At 73.2% G+C, this 15511-nt stretch carries 19 protein-coding genes; 17 read left to right on the forward strand and 2 right to left on the reverse strand.

Annotated elements, in window-relative coordinates; all coding sequences use genetic code 11:
- Window positions 1-163: 163 nt before the first annotated feature.
- The 7 genes from BM314_RS21220 to phnE (BM314_RS21250) all read left to right on the forward strand — a co-directional run bounded on the left by BM314_RS21220 (window position 164) and on the right by phnE (BM314_RS21250) (window position 6394).
- On the forward strand, window positions 164-1312 hold the full coding sequence (locus tag BM314_RS21220) for a ceramide glucosyltransferase (protein ID WP_091980039.1): 1149 nt from the start codon (window positions 164-166) through the stop codon (window positions 1310-1312).
- 25 nt (window positions 1313-1337) lie between these two features.
- Window positions 1338-2024: a DUF1045 domain-containing protein gene (locus tag BM314_RS21225; RefSeq protein ID WP_091980041.1), complete on the forward strand. Its 687-nt coding sequence runs from the start codon at window positions 1338-1340 to the stop codon at window positions 2022-2024.
- Window positions 2017-2637, forward strand: coding sequence for an LbetaH domain-containing protein (locus tag BM314_RS21230; protein WP_091980043.1), 621 nt, complete (start codon window positions 2017-2019; stop codon window positions 2635-2637). Before BM314_RS21225 ends, BM314_RS21230 begins: the two co-directional genes overlap by 8 nt.
- A 114-nt stretch (window positions 2638-2751) precedes the next feature.
- A complete protein-coding gene (gene phnC / locus BM314_RS21235) occupies window positions 2752-3600 on the forward strand; it encodes a phosphonate ABC transporter ATP-binding protein (protein WP_020093769.1) in 849 nt (282 codons plus the stop codon).
- Window positions 3601-3703: 103 nt separating this feature from the next.
- Window positions 3704-4633 carry a phosphonate ABC transporter substrate-binding protein gene (gene phnD, locus BM314_RS21240; RefSeq protein ID WP_026605019.1) on the forward strand — a complete coding sequence of 310 codons (930 nt, stop codon included), beginning with the start codon at window positions 3704-3706 and terminating at the stop codon, window positions 4631-4633.
- 16 nt (window positions 4634-4649) lie between these two features.
- Window positions 4650-5531 (forward strand): phosphonate ABC transporter, permease protein PhnE, encoded by an 882-nt coding sequence (phnE, locus tag BM314_RS21245; RefSeq protein ID WP_020093767.1) that lies wholly within the window; start codon window positions 4650-4652, stop codon window positions 5529-5531.
- Window positions 5528-6394, forward strand: a complete 867-nt coding sequence (gene phnE, locus BM314_RS21250) for a phosphonate ABC transporter, permease protein PhnE (RefSeq protein WP_091980047.1) — start codon at window positions 5528-5530, stop codon at window positions 6392-6394. Before phnE (BM314_RS21245) ends, phnE (BM314_RS21250) begins: the two co-directional genes overlap by 4 nt.
- 152 nt (window positions 6395-6546) lie before the next feature.
- Here phnE (BM314_RS21250) and phnF read toward each other — a convergent pair whose 3' ends face one another.
- The gene (gene phnF, locus BM314_RS21255) at window positions 6547-7290 is read right to left on the reverse strand and encodes a phosphonate metabolism transcriptional regulator PhnF (RefSeq protein ID WP_091980049.1); all 744 of its coding nucleotides are present in this window, start codon (window positions 7288-7290) and stop codon (window positions 6547-6549) included.
- Window positions 7291-7369: 79 nt separating this feature from the next.
- Between phnF and phnG the strand changes: the two genes are divergently transcribed.
- Genes phnG through phnN form a run of 9 tightly spaced genes read left to right on the forward strand, consistent with a single transcriptional unit; the run spans window position 7370 to window position 14076 of the window.
- On the forward strand, window positions 7370-7852 hold the full coding sequence (phnG, locus tag BM314_RS21260) for a phosphonate C-P lyase system protein PhnG (protein ID WP_091980051.1): 483 nt from the start codon (window positions 7370-7372) through the stop codon (window positions 7850-7852).
- Between the two features lie 2 nt (window positions 7853-7854).
- Window positions 7855-8442, forward strand: coding sequence for a phosphonate C-P lyase system protein PhnH (gene phnH, locus BM314_RS21265; RefSeq protein ID WP_091980053.1), 588 nt, complete (start codon window positions 7855-7857; stop codon window positions 8440-8442).
- 3 nt (window positions 8443-8445) lie between these two features.
- Window positions 8446-9558: a carbon-phosphorus lyase complex subunit gene (locus tag BM314_RS21270; protein ID WP_091980054.1), complete on the forward strand. Its 1113-nt coding sequence runs from the start codon at window positions 8446-8448 to the stop codon at window positions 9556-9558.
- On the forward strand, window positions 9555-10442 hold the full coding sequence (locus tag BM314_RS21275) for an alpha-D-ribose 1-methylphosphonate 5-phosphate C-P-lyase PhnJ (protein WP_020093761.1): 888 nt from the start codon (window positions 9555-9557) through the stop codon (window positions 10440-10442). Before BM314_RS21270 ends, BM314_RS21275 begins: the two co-directional genes overlap by 4 nt.
- 8 nt (window positions 10443-10450) lie before the next feature.
- Window positions 10451-10924, forward strand: a complete 474-nt coding sequence (locus BM314_RS21280) for a GNAT family N-acetyltransferase (RefSeq protein WP_091980056.1) — start codon at window positions 10451-10453, stop codon at window positions 10922-10924.
- Window positions 10921-11694 (forward strand): phosphonate C-P lyase system protein PhnK, encoded by a 774-nt coding sequence (gene phnK, locus BM314_RS21285; protein ID WP_091980058.1) that lies wholly within the window; start codon window positions 10921-10923, stop codon window positions 11692-11694. Before BM314_RS21280 ends, phnK begins: the two co-directional genes overlap by 4 nt.
- Window positions 11691-12398, forward strand: a complete 708-nt coding sequence (phnL, locus tag BM314_RS21290) for a phosphonate C-P lyase system protein PhnL (RefSeq protein ID WP_020093758.1) — start codon at window positions 11691-11693, stop codon at window positions 12396-12398. Before phnK ends, phnL begins: the two co-directional genes overlap by 4 nt.
- Before the next feature lie 11 nt (window positions 12399-12409).
- On the forward strand, window positions 12410-13546 hold the full coding sequence (locus tag BM314_RS21295) for an alpha-D-ribose 1-methylphosphonate 5-triphosphate diphosphatase (protein WP_091980060.1): 1137 nt from the start codon (window positions 12410-12412) through the stop codon (window positions 13544-13546).
- Window positions 13546-14076: a phosphonate metabolism protein/1,5-bisphosphokinase (PRPP-forming) PhnN gene (gene phnN / locus BM314_RS21300; protein ID WP_091980062.1), complete on the forward strand. Its 531-nt coding sequence runs from the start codon at window positions 13546-13548 to the stop codon at window positions 14074-14076. The genes BM314_RS21295 and phnN overlap by 1 nt, the downstream gene beginning before the upstream one ends.
- A 168-nt stretch (window positions 14077-14244) precedes the next feature.
- Here the strand turns inward: phnN and BM314_RS21305 are convergent, their stop codons facing one another.
- Window positions 14245-15108, reverse strand: a complete 864-nt coding sequence (locus tag BM314_RS21305; protein ID WP_020093755.1) for an outer membrane protein — start codon at window positions 15106-15108, stop codon at window positions 14245-14247.
- 308 nt (window positions 15109-15416) lie between these two features.
- Here BM314_RS21305 and BM314_RS30835 point away from each other — a divergent pair.
- Window positions 15417-15511 (forward strand): GTP-binding protein (locus BM314_RS30835; protein ID WP_133250949.1); only part of this gene is annotated, 95 nt, incomplete at its 3' end.

The raw sequence follows: 15511 nt of genomic DNA on the forward strand, positions 1-15511 counted from the left end.
GATTAAAACCGCGCGGTGACGGTTGGGTGACGGCCCGCGACGCCGCGCGTCGGCGAGCGTGTCCGAGAGCGTGTCCGAGAGCGTCGGGCGGCGCTGTCACACGCCTGACGCGGTCCGGCCGCTAGCGGACCGGACCGCTCGCCCGATCGCACGAGGGATCCGCATGATTGACGCCACGGTGCCGGCCCTGTCCCTCGGCGCGCTCCTGGCCGTCGTCCAGATCGGCAGCATCGCCGTCGCGGCCCGGCGCCTCGGCCGGGACCACGGCCCGTCGCGGTTCCCGGACGGCGCGCCCGTCTCCCTGGTCCGCCCCCTGCGCGGGGTCGAGGCCTACAGCGAGGAGATGCTCCTCCGCAGCTTCCGTCTCGACTACCCGTCCTACGAGCTGATCTTCTGCGTGGCCGACCCGGCCGACCCGATCGTCCCGATGGTGGAGCGCCTGATCGAGGCCCACCCGCACGTGCCCGCCCGCCTGATCCGCGGCGACGAGCGCGTCAGCGCCAACCCGAAGCTCAACAACTGCCTGCGCGGCTGGCGCGCCGCCGCCCACGACTGGGTGGTGCTCGCCGATTCCAACGTCGCCATGCCGCCGGACTACCTCCAGCGGCTGCAGGCGGCGTGGCGCGCCGATACCGGCCTCGTCTGCTCCACCCCGGCCGGCGCCCGCCCGGGCAGCTTCATGGCGGAGGTGGAGTGCGCCTTCCTGAACACCCTGCAGGCGCGCTGGCAATACGCCGCCGAGGCCTTCGGGCTGGGCTTCGCGCAGGGCAAGAGCATGCTCTGGCACAAGCCCTTCCTGGAGGCGCAGGGCGGCCTCCAGGCGCTCGCGGCCGAGATCGCCGAGGACGCGGCCGCCACCAAGCTCGTGCGCGCCGCCGGCAAGCGGGTCCACCTCGTGGCGAGCCCGTTCGAGCAGCCGCTCGGCCCGCGCGGCTTCCGGGAGGTCTGGGCGCGGCAGCTGCGCTGGGCGCGCCTGCGCCGCGTGACCTTCCCGCTGTTCTTCGCCCCCGAGATCGGCAGCGGCGTCCTGCTGCCGGCGCTCCTCGTCGCCCTCTGGGCCGGAAGCCTCGCGGGCCTCGCGGGCGCTGCCGGCCTCGCCGCCCTGTGCTATGCCGCCGAGCACCGGCTCGCGGTCCGCGCGGGCTGGCACCGCTCGCCCCGCACGCTGGCCGCCTTCCTGGCGCGCGACGCCCTGATCCCGGCGATCTGGGTCGGCGCCTGGATGCGGAGCGCCATCGTGTGGCGGGGCAATGCCATGGACGTGCGCCCCCGGCGGGCCGCCGACGCGCGCACCTACGCGCCGACGGCCTGACCGCCCGGCGATCGGAGGCCCTGACGTGTCGCGCCGCTACGCCCTCTACTGGCTGCCCGCCCCGGATTCGCGCCTCGAAGCCTTCGGCCGGGCGATCCTCGGCACCGACAACGTCACCGGGCTGCCGGTGCCGCACCCGGAGGGGCTCGGCGATCTCGCACCCGTCACGGCCGGCGCGCGGGTCTACGGGTTCCACGCCACCCTCAAGGCGCCGCTGCGCCTCGCCCCCGGCACCGGGGAGGCCGACCTCGTGGCCGCCGCCCGCGCCCTCGCGGCCGCGCACCCGCCAGTGGCGGTGGGGCCGCTCCGGGTCGCCGCCCTCGGGCCGTTCCTCGCCCTGGTGCCGGAGACACCCCCGCCGGAACTCGGGCTCCTCGCCGCCGAGTGCGTCGCCGCCCTCGACCCGTTCCGGGCACCGCTCACGGAGGCCGAGCGCGCCAAGCGCCGGCCGGAGCGCCTCGACCCGCGCGGCCGCGCGCTCCTCGACCGCTGGGGCTACCCCTACGTGTTCGAGGCCTTCCGCTTCCACATGACCCTGACCGACGCCCTGCCGGAGGCGGAGCGCGACCTCTGGCACCGGCGCCTGTCCGAGGCCTACGCCGCCGCGGGACCGGAGCCCCTGCGGATCGACGCCGTCAGCCTCCTGACCCAGGACGGGTCGGGGCCGTTCCGGCTCCTGGCGCGCCTGCCCTTCGGAGAGGCCCGTGGTTGACCGCCCCCTCGGCCTCGAACCCGCCCTCGATCCGAGCGCCCGGGTCGTCGACAGCCGCCTCGGCCGCTACACCGAGGTCGGCGCCCGCACCCGCCTCACCGAGACGACCCTCGACGACTATTCCTACATCGGTGAGGACGGCGAGGTGATCTACACCGCGATCGGCAAGTTCTGCTCGATCGCCGCCAGCGTGCGGATCAATCCCGGCAACCACCCGATGGAGCGGGCGTCGCAGGCGCACTTCACCTACCGGGCGCGCGCCTACTGGCCGGAGGAACTGGACGAGCCCGCCTTCTTCGACCGGCGCCGGGCGAGCCCGGTGGCGATCGGCCACGACGTCTGGATCGGCCACGGCGCAGTCGTCCTGCCCGGGCGCACGATCGGCACCGGCGCGGTGGTGGGGGCGGGCGCCATCGTCACCCGCGACGTCGAGCCCTACACGATCGTCGTCGGCAATCCCGCCCGGCCGGTCCGGCGCCGCTTCCCCGAGGTGGTCGCTGACCGTCTGACCCGCCTGGCGTGGTGGGACTGGGACCACGAGCGCCTGCGCCGGGCGCTGCCGGATTTCCGCGGGCTGCCCATCGAAGCATTCCTGGAGCGCCACGAAGATTAAGTCGGCTATCGAAAAGCCGAGATGCTGCGCCGGCAAATATAATCGTTCCGAATACGTCATCCAATCGTCGTCAAACCGGCGTCTACGTGCGGCCGTTCCCCGGCGGATGGTGGCATGCTGGTTATCGAGGATCTCACGCGCCAGTACGGCGACCGACGCGCCGTCGACGGCGTGTCGCTCCGGATCGAGCCCGGCAGCTTCGTCGGGGTGATCGGCCGGTCCGGTGCCGGCAAGTCCACGCTGCTGCGCCTCATCAACCGGCTGGCGGATCCGAGTTCGGGGCGCATCCTCCACGACGGCCGCGAGGTCACCACCCTGCGCGGCCGCCCGCTGCGCGAGTGGCGCACCCGCTGCGCCATGATCTTCCAGCAATTCAACCTCGTCGGCCGGCTCGACGTCATGACCAACGTGCTGATGGGGCGCCTCAGCCACGTGCCGACCCACCGCGCCCTGCTCCGGCAATGGTCCGCCGAGGACCGGGCCATGGCCCTCGCCGCCCTGGAGAGCTTCGACATGGGCGAGTTCGCCGGCCAGCGGGCCGACGGCCTGTCGGGCGGCCAGCAGCAGCGCGTCGCCATCGCCCGCGCCCTCGTGCAGGAACCCGAGATCCTGCTCGCCGACGAGCCGGTCGCCTCGCTCGACCCGCGCAACACGCGGCTCGTGATGGACGCGCTCGCCGACGTGAACCGGCGCTACGGCATCACGGTGCTGTGCAACCTGCACTCCCTCGACCTCGCCCGCGCCTACTGCGACCGCCTCGTCGGCCTCGCGGCCGGGCGGGTCGTGTTCGAGGGCGGCCCCTTCGACCTCACCGAGGACGTGGCGCGCCGGCTCTACGGCCTGGAGGCCGGCGAGGTGCTGGACGATTCCGCGCAGCGCGAGGCGGAGCAGCGGGCCGCGATGCCGGGCCGGCCCGGTCTCGTACCGGTACGCCCGGTCCGCGAGGCCGCCCTCGGCGCCTGACCCGGGCCCCGGGCCCCAACAGAAACCGCCAACGAAACTGTTCGGAAACGCCCGACCGGCCTCCGGCCGGCCGAACCTCGCCGACGCCACGAAGGACGACCCGATGATCACCCGACGCACCCTCGCCGCCGCCGCCGCGGCCCTCGCCCTCCTCGGCCTGCCGGCCGCCGCCCAGGACTGGAAGGCTCAGTATCCGGAGCTGACGCTGGGCGTGATCCCGGCCGAGAACGCCTCGGGCACCGCCGACCGCTGGGCGCCGCTCACCGCCTACCTGACCAAGACCCTCGGCGTGCCGGTGAAGCTGCGGGTGGCGAGCGACTACGCCGCCGTGATCGAGGGCCAGCGCGCCGGCAACATCCAGATCGCGTGGTACGGGCCGGCTTCCTTCGCCCGGGCCGTGATGACCGGCGTCAAGATCGAGCCGATCGTCAACCAGAAGCACGAGACCGGCGCCTCGGGCTACTATTCGGTGGTCTACGTGCTGGCCTCCAGCCCCTACAAGACCGTCGAGGATCTCAAGGGCAAGAACCTCGCGCTGGTCGATCCGAACTCCACCTCCGGTAACCAGGCGCCGCGCTTCTTCCTGAAGCGGGCCGGCTACGACGTCGAGAAGTTCTTCGGCAAGACCTTCTACGCGGGCAGCCACGAGAACGCCGTCCTGGCGCTCACCCAGGGCACGGCCGACGCCGCCGCCAACCTGTGGAACTCCGAGACCGACACGATGGTCACCCGCATGGCCGCCAAGGGCATGCTCAAGAAGCCCGACGGCACGCCGATGCAGCAGTCGGACTTCCGGGTCGTGTTCAAGTCCGACTTCCTGCCGGAGGGGCCCTTCGCCGTGCTGGCGAGCCTGCCGGACGACCTGAAGGCCAAGATCCGCGACGCCTTCGTGGCCCTGCCGAAGGCCGACAAGGCCGCGTTCGACCGGCTCTCCGACGGCAAGGACCAGGATCTCACGCCGGTGACCCTCAAGGATTACCAGCCGATCATCGACATGCTGCGGTTCAATGACGAGCAGCGCCGGAAGTCCTGATCCGGAGCCGCCCGCCTTGCGCGGTCTGACACCCCTGTCGCCGGAGCGGGCAGCCGCCCTCTCCGGCCTCTACGCGGCGGCGACCGGCGAGGCCCGCCGCCGCACGCTGGCGGGCTTCGCCCTGGTGGCGGCGCTCGCCGTGGTCGCGGGCCTGATCGCCGAGGTGCGGCCGCTGGTCTTCGCCGAGAACATCGGCAAGTTCACCGCCTACATCCAGCAGATCCTGCCGCCGATCAGCCTCGAGCACCCGCTGGAGGACGTCCGCGCCTGGTACTGGGGCCTGCCCAAATGGCTGGGCCTGCTGGGCGAGACCCTGCTCATGGCCTATCTCGGGACGCTGCTCGGGGGGCTGGCGGGCTTCGCCCTCAGCTTCGTGGCCGCCGCCAACCTCGTGCGGTCGCGCGTGCTGCGCGTCGGCGCCAAGCGCCTCCTGGAACTGTGCCGCACCGTCCCCGAGGTCGTGTTCGCGCTGATCTTCGTCATCGCCTTCGGCCTCGGCCCGATGGTGGGCGTGCTCGCCATCGCGATCCACACCACGGGCGCGCTGGGCAAGCTGTTCTCCGAGGTGGTCGAGAACATCGACATGCGGCCCGTCGAGGGCCTGTCGGCCTCGGGCGCGACCTGGGTCCAGACGGTGCGCTTCGCGGTCCTGCCGCAGGTGCTGTCGAACTTCGCCTCCTACGCGCTGCTGCGCTTCGAGATCAACGTGCGCGGCGCCGGGGTGATGGGCTTCGTCGGCGCCGGCGGCATCGGCCAGGAATTCCTCGTGGCGATCCGCAATTTCTACTACGCGGACGTGAGCGCGATCCTCGTGCTGATCATCCTGACCGTCTTCTGCATCGACCTCGTCACCGAGCGGGTCCGCCACCGCCTGATCGGCGCGGAGCACGCCCGATGAGCGCGCGTCCCGAGACCCTGCGGGCGGCGGCCCGGGCCGACCTCGGCCGCCTGCGCGCGCGCTACCCCGCGCAGTTCCACACCGACTGGCCGGGGCGGGCGCGGCTCGCCGCCCTGCTCGTCGTCCTGGTGGGGCTTGCGGCGCTCGGCTACTGGCGCCTCGACTTCTCGGTGGCGCGGATCCTCCACGGGCTCGGGCGGCTCGGCACCTTCGCGGTGCTGATGCTACCGCCATCGCCGGAGGGCCAGTTCTGGACCTTCCTGCACGCGCTGGGCGAGACCCTCGGCATCGCCTTCCTGGGCACGCTGACGGCGGCGATCCTCGCCTTCCCGGTGGCGTTCCTGGCGGCGCGGAATGTCGTGCCCAACCCGTTCGCGCGGTTCGCGGTCCGCCGCGGCCTCGACGTGATGCGCTCGGTCGACGTGCTGATCTGGGCGCTGATCTGGATCAACGTCGTCGGCCTGGGCCCGTTCGCCGGGGCGCTCGCGATCGCGTGCTCGGATTTCGGCGCGCTCGGCAAGCTGTTCTCGGAGGCGATCGAGACCTGCGACAAGCGGGCCGGCGAGGGCGTCGTCGCTTCGGGCGGCTCGGCGCTCCACCGCATCCGCTTCGGGCTGATCCCCGGGGTGCTGCCGGTGCTGGCGAGCCAGGTCCTCTACTTCTTCGAGTCGAACACCCGGTCGGCGACGATCATCGGCATCGTCGGCGCGGGCGGCATCGGCCAGTACCTCACCGAGCTGATCCGCGTGCTGGAGCTGCAGCAGGTCGCCTTCCTGGTGCTGATGATCCTCGTGACCGTGGCGGCGATCGACTGGGTCTCGACCCGCCTGCGCCGGGCGATCATCGGGCCGGCGGCGCGCTGAGGGAGGCCTCGGCTTTCCGGCATCACGCGCGGAGCGCAATGACCCAGGGTCGCTCTGCCCCGGCTCGCTTCGCTCCGCTCGCGAGGACGGAGTGCCGAGGCCGTCGCGCGGACATCGCGCGGAGGTCGCGCGGACGTCGCGCGGGCATCGCATCACCCGCCGATCACCAGCTCCACGCGGTCGGCGGCGAACAGGGTGCGGTTCGCCTGGATCGGCACGCCGGCTGGATCGATGTTGACGCTCGACACCACCAGCACGACCCGCGCCGGCGCGATGTCGAGGCGCTGCGCCTCCGCGGGATCCGCGGGGCGGGCCCGGATCCGTGTCGAGAGCCGGGTGTAGTCGTGGACGCCGCAGGTCGCGAAGGCCCGGGTGATCGAGCCACGCGCCGCGTAGGCCTCGGCGAAACCCGCGAAGCGCGGCAGCGGCAGCCAGGTCAGCGCCGTCGAGAGCGGGGCGCCGTCCGCCCGGTGGACCGTCAGCAGCTCCAGGATCGGCGCGCCGGGGGCGAGGGCCAGGGACGCCGCCTGCTCGGTCCCGGCCGGGACCGTGGTCGCCGCGACGAGGTCGCCCCAGGCCTCGCGCCCGGCCCCGGCGACGATCTCGGAGAAGCGCGTGCGCGGCCCGATCGGGTAGGCGAGCGGCGCCTCCTCCACGAAGGTGCCCCGGCCCTGGCTGGCGCGCACGAGCCCGCCCTCGGCCAGCGCCGCGAGGGCGCGCCGCACCGTGTGCCGGTTCACCGCGAACCGCGCCGCCAGCGCGGCCTCGGCGGGGAGCTGCTGTCCCGGCGCGTAGCGTCCCGCCGCGATCTCGGCCGTCAGCGCGTCGGCGATCTGCCGCCACGCCGTCAGCCCCTCGCCCCGGACGAGGCCGGCCGCCTGCTCCTGCGCATCCATCCTGTCATCCAAACTTCATTTGTGCGGCGCACGCCAGTTGTCTATACACCTAGACAACCGAGCGACGAAGGGATTCGCGATGACGACGACCCCGAGACATCCGGGATCCGAGGGCGAGACCGCGGCGCGCCAGGCGGTCATGGCCCTCTGTGCCGAGGCGAGCCGCGCGGATCTCGAGGCGGCCCTCGAGGCGGCCGTGTCGGGCCTCGAAGCGCCCGCGGCCGCGGACCTGCGTCCGCCCGAGACCGGTCTCGTGATGGCGTCGGGCCGGATCGGCGGCGACGGTCGCCCGTTCAATCTCGGCGAGGTCAGCGTGACCCGGGCCGCCATCCGCCTCGCGGACGGTCCGGCGGGCTTCGCCTACCATCTCGGCCGCGACCGCGCGAAGGCGCGGCTCGCCGCGATCCTCGACGCCCTCTGGCAGGATCCGGTCCGGCGCGCCCGGGTCGAGGCCGCCCTGGAGCCCGCCGCCCGGCGGCTCGCGGCCTCCCGGGATCGGGCCGCCCGGCGCACGGCCGCCACCCGGGTCGACTTCCTGACCCTCGCCCGCGGAGAGGATTGAGCATGCTCGCCCCCGGCTTCGCCGACCCGGTCCACGACGCGCAGGACACGTTCCGCGCCGTGATGGACGCCCTCGCCCGCCCCGGACGCGTCCGGTCCCTCGCGCCGGGCCTCGCGCCGCCCGCGCCCCTGACGCCGGAACTGGCCGCCGTCGCGCTTACGCTCACCGACGCCGACACGCCGGTCTGGCTCGATCCGGCCCTCGCCGCGGCGCCGGAGGTCGCGGAATACCTGCGCTTCCACACCGGCGCGCCGCTCACCGGCGACCCGGCCGCGGCGGCCTTCGCGCTGGTCAGCGACCCGGCGCGCTGCCCGCCGCTGGCGGAGTTCGCCGCCGGGACGCCGACCTATCCCGACACCGCCACGACGCTGGTGCTCGCCCTCGACGCGCTCGCGGAGGGGGAGGGGCTGTGCCTGTCCGGCCCCGGCATCCGGGGCACCGCCGGGATCGCGCCGGCGCCCCTGCCGGACGGCTTCGCGGCGCAGCTCGCGGAGAACCGCGCGGGCTTCCCCCTGGGCGTCGACCTGATCCTGACGGCGCCCGGCCGCGTGGCCGGCCTGCCGCGCTCCACGACGGTGACGGAGGCCTGATCCATGTACGTGGCCGTGAAGGGCGGCGAGGCCGCCATCGACAACGCTCACCGTCTCCTCGCCGAGGCGCGCCGGGGCGATCCGGCCGTGCCGGAGCTCTCCGTCGAGCAGATTCGGGAGCAGATGGCGCTGCTCGTCGACCGGGTGATGACCGAGGGCTCGCTCTACGATCCGAACCTCGCGGCTTTGGCGCTCAAGCAGGCGCGCGGCGACGTCGTCGAGGCGGTGTTCCTGGTCCGGGCCTACCGGACCACGCTGCCGCGCTTCGGCGCCTCCGCGCCGGTCGACACCGGCGCCATGGCGGTCGAGCGCCGGATCTCCGCGACGTTCAAGGACCTGCCCGGCGGGCAGGTGCTCGGGCCGACCTTCGACTACACCCACAGGCTGGTCGACTTCGCGCTCGCGGCCGAGTCCGAAGCCGGGATCGAGTCCGCCGCCGAGGCCGCGCCGCGCGCCGATGCCAGCACCTGCCCGCGGGTCACCGACCTGCTGGCCCGGGACGGCCTGATCGAGCCCTCGCCCCCGGACGACGGCGCGCCCGCGGGCGACCTCACCCGCGAGCCGGTGGACTACCCCGCTGACCGGGCGCTCCGCCTCCAGGCGCTGGCCCGGGGCGACGAGGGCTTCGTGCTCGGCCTCGCCTACTCGACGCAGCGCGGCTACGGCCGCACCCACCCGTTCGTCGGCGAGATCCGGGTCGGGGAGGTCGCGCTCGAGTTCGTGCCCGAGGAGCTGGGCTTCGCGGTGCCGCTCGGCCGGGTGCGGCTCACCGAGTGCCAGATGGTCAACCAGTTCAAGGGCTCCGGGGCGGCCCCGCCCCAGTTCACCCGCGGCTACGGGCTGAGCTTCGGGCAGAGCGAGCGCAAGGCCATGGCGATGGCCCTGGTCGACCGGGCGCTCCGCGCGGAGGAGCTCGGTGAGCCAGTGGCGAGCCCGGCCCAGGACCAGGAGTTCGTGCTGGCCCACTGCGACAGTCTCCAGGCGACCGGCTTCGTCGAGCACCTGAAGCTGCCCCACTACGTCGACTTCCAGGCCGAGCTGGAGCTGGTTCGCCGGCTACGTACCGAGTTCGAGCACGGGTCCGACACCGTCGAGATGCAGGAGGCCGCCGAATGAGCGCCGCGATCGCGCACCGCCCGGAGAGCGAACCGGGCTACAACTTCGCCTATCTCGACGAGGGCACGAAGCGGATGATCCGCCGGGCCATCCTCAAGGCCATCGCGGTGCCGGGCTACCAGGTGCCCTTCGCCTCCCGCGAGATGCCGATGCCCTACGGCTGGGGCACCGGCGGCGTGCAGGTGACGGCCGCGATCCTCGGCCGCTCGGACGTGCTGAAGGTCATCGACCAGGGCGCCGACGACACCACCAACGCGGTCTCGATCCGCCGCTTCTTCGCCAAGACCTCCGGGGTGGCCACCACCACCCGCACCGCGGAGGCGACGGTGATCCAGACCCGCCACCGCATCCCCGAGACGCCGCTCACCGAGGGGCAGACCCTCGTCTACCAGGTGCCGATCCCCGAGCCCCTGCGCTTCCTCGAGCCCCGCGAGACCGAGACCCGCCAGCTCCACGCGCTGGCCGAGTACGGCGCCATGCACGTGAAGCTCTACGAGGACATCAGCCGCCACGGCCACATCGCCACCACCTACGCGTACCCGGTGGAGGTGGCGGGCCGCTACGTGATGGACCCGTCGCCGACGCCGAAATTCGACAACCCCAAGATGGACGACTGCCCGGCGCTCCAGCTCTTCGGCGCGGGCCGCGAGCGGCGGATCTACGCGGTGCCGCCCTACACGCGGGTGCGCAGCCTCGACTTCGAGGACCACCCGTTCCGGATCCAGGCGTTCGAGCATCCCTGCGCGCTGTGCGGTGCCGAGGGCGTCTATCTCGACGAGGTGCTGCTCGACGATGCGGGCCGGCGGATGTTCGTCTGCTCGGACACCGACCATTGCGAGGGGCGCCGCGCGGACGGCCATGTCGGCACGGGGGACGCGGCATGAGACGCGCTATGACCGACCTCACGGTCCGCCGGGCCGGAAAGCCCGACCTGCCCGCGATCCTCGACCTCTACGCCGAGCTGAACGGCGGGCGGGTGGCGACCCTGGCACAGGCCGGGGCGCTGCTCGACCGGCTCGCGGCCTATCCCGATTACGGGCTCTACGTGGCCGAACGCGACGGCGCGGTCGTCGGCACCTTCTGTCTCGTCATCCTCGACAACATCGCCCACTGGGGCACGCCCTCGGCGCTCGTCGAGAGTGTCGTGGTCGCGTCCCGGCACCGCGGCGGCGGCCACGGCCGGGCGATGATGCACGAGGCGGCCCGGCTCGCCGAGGCGCGGGGCTGCTACAAGCTCGCCCTGTCGTCGAACGTCGACGCCAAGCCGGCCCACGCCTTCTACGAGAGCCTCGGCTTCGAGCGCTACGGCTACAGCTTCCGCCTCGATCCCCCCTTCCTGCCCGACGCCGCGGAGGCGACCCGATGAGCGAAACCCTGCTTCAGGTCCGCGGCCTGACCAAGCGCTACGGCGCCCGGCTCGCCTGCGCCGACGTGTCGTTCGACCTCGTCCCCGGCGAGGTGCTGGCGATCGTGGGCGAATCCGGCTCGGGCAAGTCGACGCTGCTCTCCCTCATCGCCACCGAGCTGGCGCCCGATTCCGGGACGGTCGCCTACCGGACGCGCGACGGCGCGCTGCGCGACCTCGCCACCTTGAGCGAGGCCGGGCGCCGGGCGCTGATGCGCACCGAGTGGGGCTTCGTTCGCCAGGACGCGGCCCAGGGCCTGCGCATGGCGGTCTCGGCCGGCGGCAATGTCGGCGAGCGGCTGATGGGGCTCGGCGACCGCCATTACGGGCGGATCCGCGCCCAGGCCCTCGACTGGCTCGGCCGCGTCGAGATCGCCGCCGACCGGATCGACGACCCGCCGACGCGCTTCTCCGGCGGCATGCGCCAGCGCCTGCAGATCGCCCGGAACCTCGTCACCGGCCCCCGCCTGGTGCTGATGGACGAGCCGACCTCCGGCCTCGACGTCTCGGTCCAGGCCCGGCTCCTCGACCTGATCCGCCGGCTCTCGGCCGAGCTGGGGCTCGCGGTGATCATCGTCACCCACGACCTCGCGGTGGCGCGGCTCCTCTCGCACAGGATCATGGTCATGCGCGCCGGCCGGGTGATCGAGACCGGCCTCACCGACCGCGTGCTCGACGATCCCGAGCACGCCTACACCCAGCTCCTCGTTGCCTCGGTGCTCGCCGCATGACCGCGCTCCTGACCTTCGAGACCGTCGCCAAGAGCTTCACCCTGCACCTGCGCGGCGGCGTCGTGCTGCCGGTGGTGGGCGATGTCAGCCTGTCCGTGGAGCCCGGCGAGTGCGTGGTGCTCGGCGGCCCGTCCGGAGCGGGGAAATCCTCGCTGCTGAAGATGGCCTACGGCAACTACCGCTGCGACGGCGGCGCGATCCTGGTCCGCGACGGCGCGACGGTCGTGGACGTCGTCCGGGCCGATCCGCGGGCGGTCCTGGCGCTGCGGGCGCGGGTGATCGCCTACGTGTCGCAGTTCCTCCGGGTGATCCCCCGGGTCCCGGCCCTCGACGTCGTCGAGGCCGCCGGCCGCGAGGGCGGATTGTCCGAAGCGGCGGCACGCGCGCGGGCCGAGACCCTGCTGGCCCGGCTCAACTTGCCGGAGCGGCTCTGGGGCCTGCCGCCCGCGACCTTCTCGGGCGGCGAGCAGCAGCGGGTGAACATTGCCCGGGGCCTGATCGCCGACCGGCCGCTCCTGCTCCTCGACGAGCCGACCGCCTCCCTGGACGCGGAGAACCGCGCCGTGGTGGCCGAGCTCGTCCGTGAGAAGCTCCGGGCCGGGGCCGGCGTGCTCGGCATCTTCCACGACAGCGAGATGCGCGACGCTGTGGCGACCCGGGTGGTCGATGTCACCCGCTTCGCGCCGCAAGCCCGGGCAGCCTGAGGATCCTCACGATGGACGATTTCATCCTCGAGAACGCGACCCTGGTCCTGCCGGACCGGGTACAGCGCGGCTGGCTCGCGGTGTCGGACGGGGCGATCGCCGAGATCGGCGAGGGGCGCCCGCCCGCACGCGGCCTCGATCTCGGCGGCGACCACCTGATCCCCGGCCTGATCGAGCTGCACACCGACCACCTGGAGAGCCATTTCGCGCCGCGCCCGAAGGTGCGCTGGCATCCCCTCGGCGCCGTCCTGGCCTACGACGCGCAGATCACCGCCTCGGGAATCACCACGGTGTTCGATTCGCTCCGTGCCGGCAGCGATCCGGACGGCAGCGGCCTCGGCTCCGAGCTGGAGCAGCTCGCCGGCGCCATCGCCACCGCGCGCGCCGCCGACCTGTTCCGGGCCGAGCACTTCACGCACCTGCGCTGCGAATTGCCCTCCCTGGACGTGCTCGACACGGTGGCGACCTTCACGGCCCGCTACCCGGTGGGGCTGATCTCGCTGATGGACCACACGCCCGGCCAGCGGCAGTTCCGCGACATGGAGAAGTACTACACCTACGCCACCCGCGGCGGCCGGCCGATGGACGAGATCCGCGCCAACACCGAGCGCAAGGTCCGCGACGGGCGGGCGCTCAACGCGAAGAACCGGCCGGCCCTCGTCCAGTTCGCCCGCGAGATGGGCATCCCGCTGGCGAGCCACGACGACACCACCCTGGCCGACGTCGACCTCGCGGTCGGCGAGGGCGTGCGGCTGGCCGAGTTCCCTACCACCCTGGAGGCGGCCGAAGCCGCGCACCGGCAGGGCCTCACCGTGATGATGGGCGCGCCGAACCTGATCCGCGGCGGCTCGCATTCCGGCAACGTCGCAGCCCTGGCGCTGGCCGAGGCCGGGCACCTCGACATCCTGTCGTCGGACTACGTGCCGGCGAGCCTGCTGATGGCGGCCTTCCTGCTGCCCGAGCAGGCGCCCGGGATCACGCTGCCCGCGGCGCTCGCCACCGTCACGTCAAACCCCGCCCGCGCCACCGGCCTGACCGATCGCGGCGCCCTGGCGCCCGGGCTGCGGGCCGATCTCGTGCGCGTGCAGCGGGCCGAGGGCGTGCCGGTCGTCCGCGAGGTCTGGCGCGCCGGCCGGCGGGTCGCCTGATGGCGGGCTGCCTCGTCCTCGTGGTCGGCCCGAGCGGGGCCGGCAAGGACACGCTGCTCCGGCTCGCCCGGGCGGCGCTCGCCGACGACCCGCGCTACGTCTTCCCGCGCCGCCTCGTCACCCGCCCGCCCTCGGCCGACGAGGACAACGACGAGATCGACGAGGCCGCCTTCGCCGAGGGCTGCGCGGCCGGGCGCTTCACCCTGAGCTGGCGCGCCCACGGCCTCGGCTACGCGCTCCCGGAGGCGGTCGGCCGGCGCGTCGCCGACGGGCACGTGGCGGTCTGCAACGTCTCGCGCCGCGTCGTCGCGCGGGCGCGGGCGGCCTGCCCGCGGGTGAGCGTCGTCGAGATCACGGCGCCGGCCGAGATCCTGGCGCGGCGCATCGCCGCCCGCGGCCGGGCGCAGGACGGCGACCTGGCCGCGCGTCTCGCTCGGGAGGGCGGCGTCACCGCGGACCTGACGATCCTCAATACCGGCTCCGCGGAGGCTGCGGCCGGACGGCTGGTGGCGCACCTGCGCGCCTGCTGACGCGGCTCTCGGCGGCTCGGGCCGCGATCCCGGTCGCAGATCGTGGGGCGCGATCCGGGTCTCGCGCGCCGGCCGCGCGGCGCGCGTGCGCCACGAAAAAAGGGCGGGCGCCGATGTCGGCACCCGCCCTCGCTGGGATTCGCCGGGGAGACCCCGGCGTCGTCCGACTCAGATGCCGCCGAACTTGTAGTTGAAGCCGGCGCGGACGATGCTGCCCTCGGTGCGGAAGCGCGAGATGTACGCGCCGTTGCCCACGCCCGGGACCGCGCCGACGAGAACGTTCTGGCTGCCGAGGTCGTAGTGCAGGTACTCGGCCTTCACCGTGATGGCGTCGTACTTGATGCCGATGTAGCGGCCGAGCGCGAAGGTGTTCAGGAAGCTGTCGGTCGGCAGGGCGAACTCGATGCCGCCGCCGTAGGCGAAGCCGGTCTTGAAGTCGTCGTAGCGGCCGGCGAACTGGAGGCGGCCACCCGGGGTGTAGAAGTTGGCGTCGTGGAACACGTTGCCGTAGGCGAGGCCGCCCATCCCGTAGACCAGGACGCGGTCGAAGGCGTAGCCGACGCGGCCGGTGAGGGTGCCGAGCCAGTCGAGGCTCTGGCGGAACTGGCTGATGTTCGGCGGGCCGCCGGCGACGTTGCCGGTGCCGAGCACGACCCGGTTCTTGGTGATGTCCGTCCAGTCGATGCTGTTGGCGATACCGACGACGATGCCGGCGCCCGGCGTGAACTGGTAGTTGTAGCCGGCGGTGCCGCCGATGTTGGCGAAGCCGTCCTGCGAGGTCGAGGTCGCGAACGGGCGGCGGCCGAGGGCGACGTTGGTGGCGTTGCCGGGCTGGACGCCGACGGTCGTGATGCGCTCGCGGTCGGTGAAGGTGTAGGCGGACTCGAGACCGGCGTAGAAGCCCGTCCAGGTGAAGACCGGCACCGGCGTGAAGACCGGCGGCGGCGCGGCGCGACGCGGCAGGTCGGCGGCGGAGGCGGCCGTCGTGACCAGGGCCGTCGCGGCGGTGGCGAGGAGGAGCTTCTTCATCATGGCGGGGGTCCGAGGTGACGCGTTGTTGTCGCCACTTAAGCTCGGCCGCACGGATCCCGCTATGCCCGCGAAGCCACACTGTGGCGCGAAAGCGGCGCGGATACTGCCTGTGATTGATGTTTCGGCGTTCAAGACTCGCATCCGCGGCTTGACAGCGGGGCCGGTCGGCGGGCCCCCGCGCGTCGCGGAGCTTGATCCCTGGCGGCCGACCCTCTAAGCGGACCGCGTTTTTCGCCCCTGTCGGAACTTCGGGGCGGCGGACCAGGATTCGGGGCCCTTGCGTGGTCCCCGCCGCAGGAATGGGAATCATGGGCAAGGAAAAGTTCTCCCGCACCAAGCCGCACTGCAACATTGGCACGATCGGCCACGTCGATCACGGCAAGACGTCTCTGACGGCGGCGAT

The organism is Methylobacterium sp. 13MFTsu3.1M2 (assembly GCF_900112625.1).
In the GTDB taxonomy this organism is placed as follows: domain Bacteria; phylum Pseudomonadota; class Alphaproteobacteria; order Rhizobiales; family Beijerinckiaceae; genus Methylobacterium.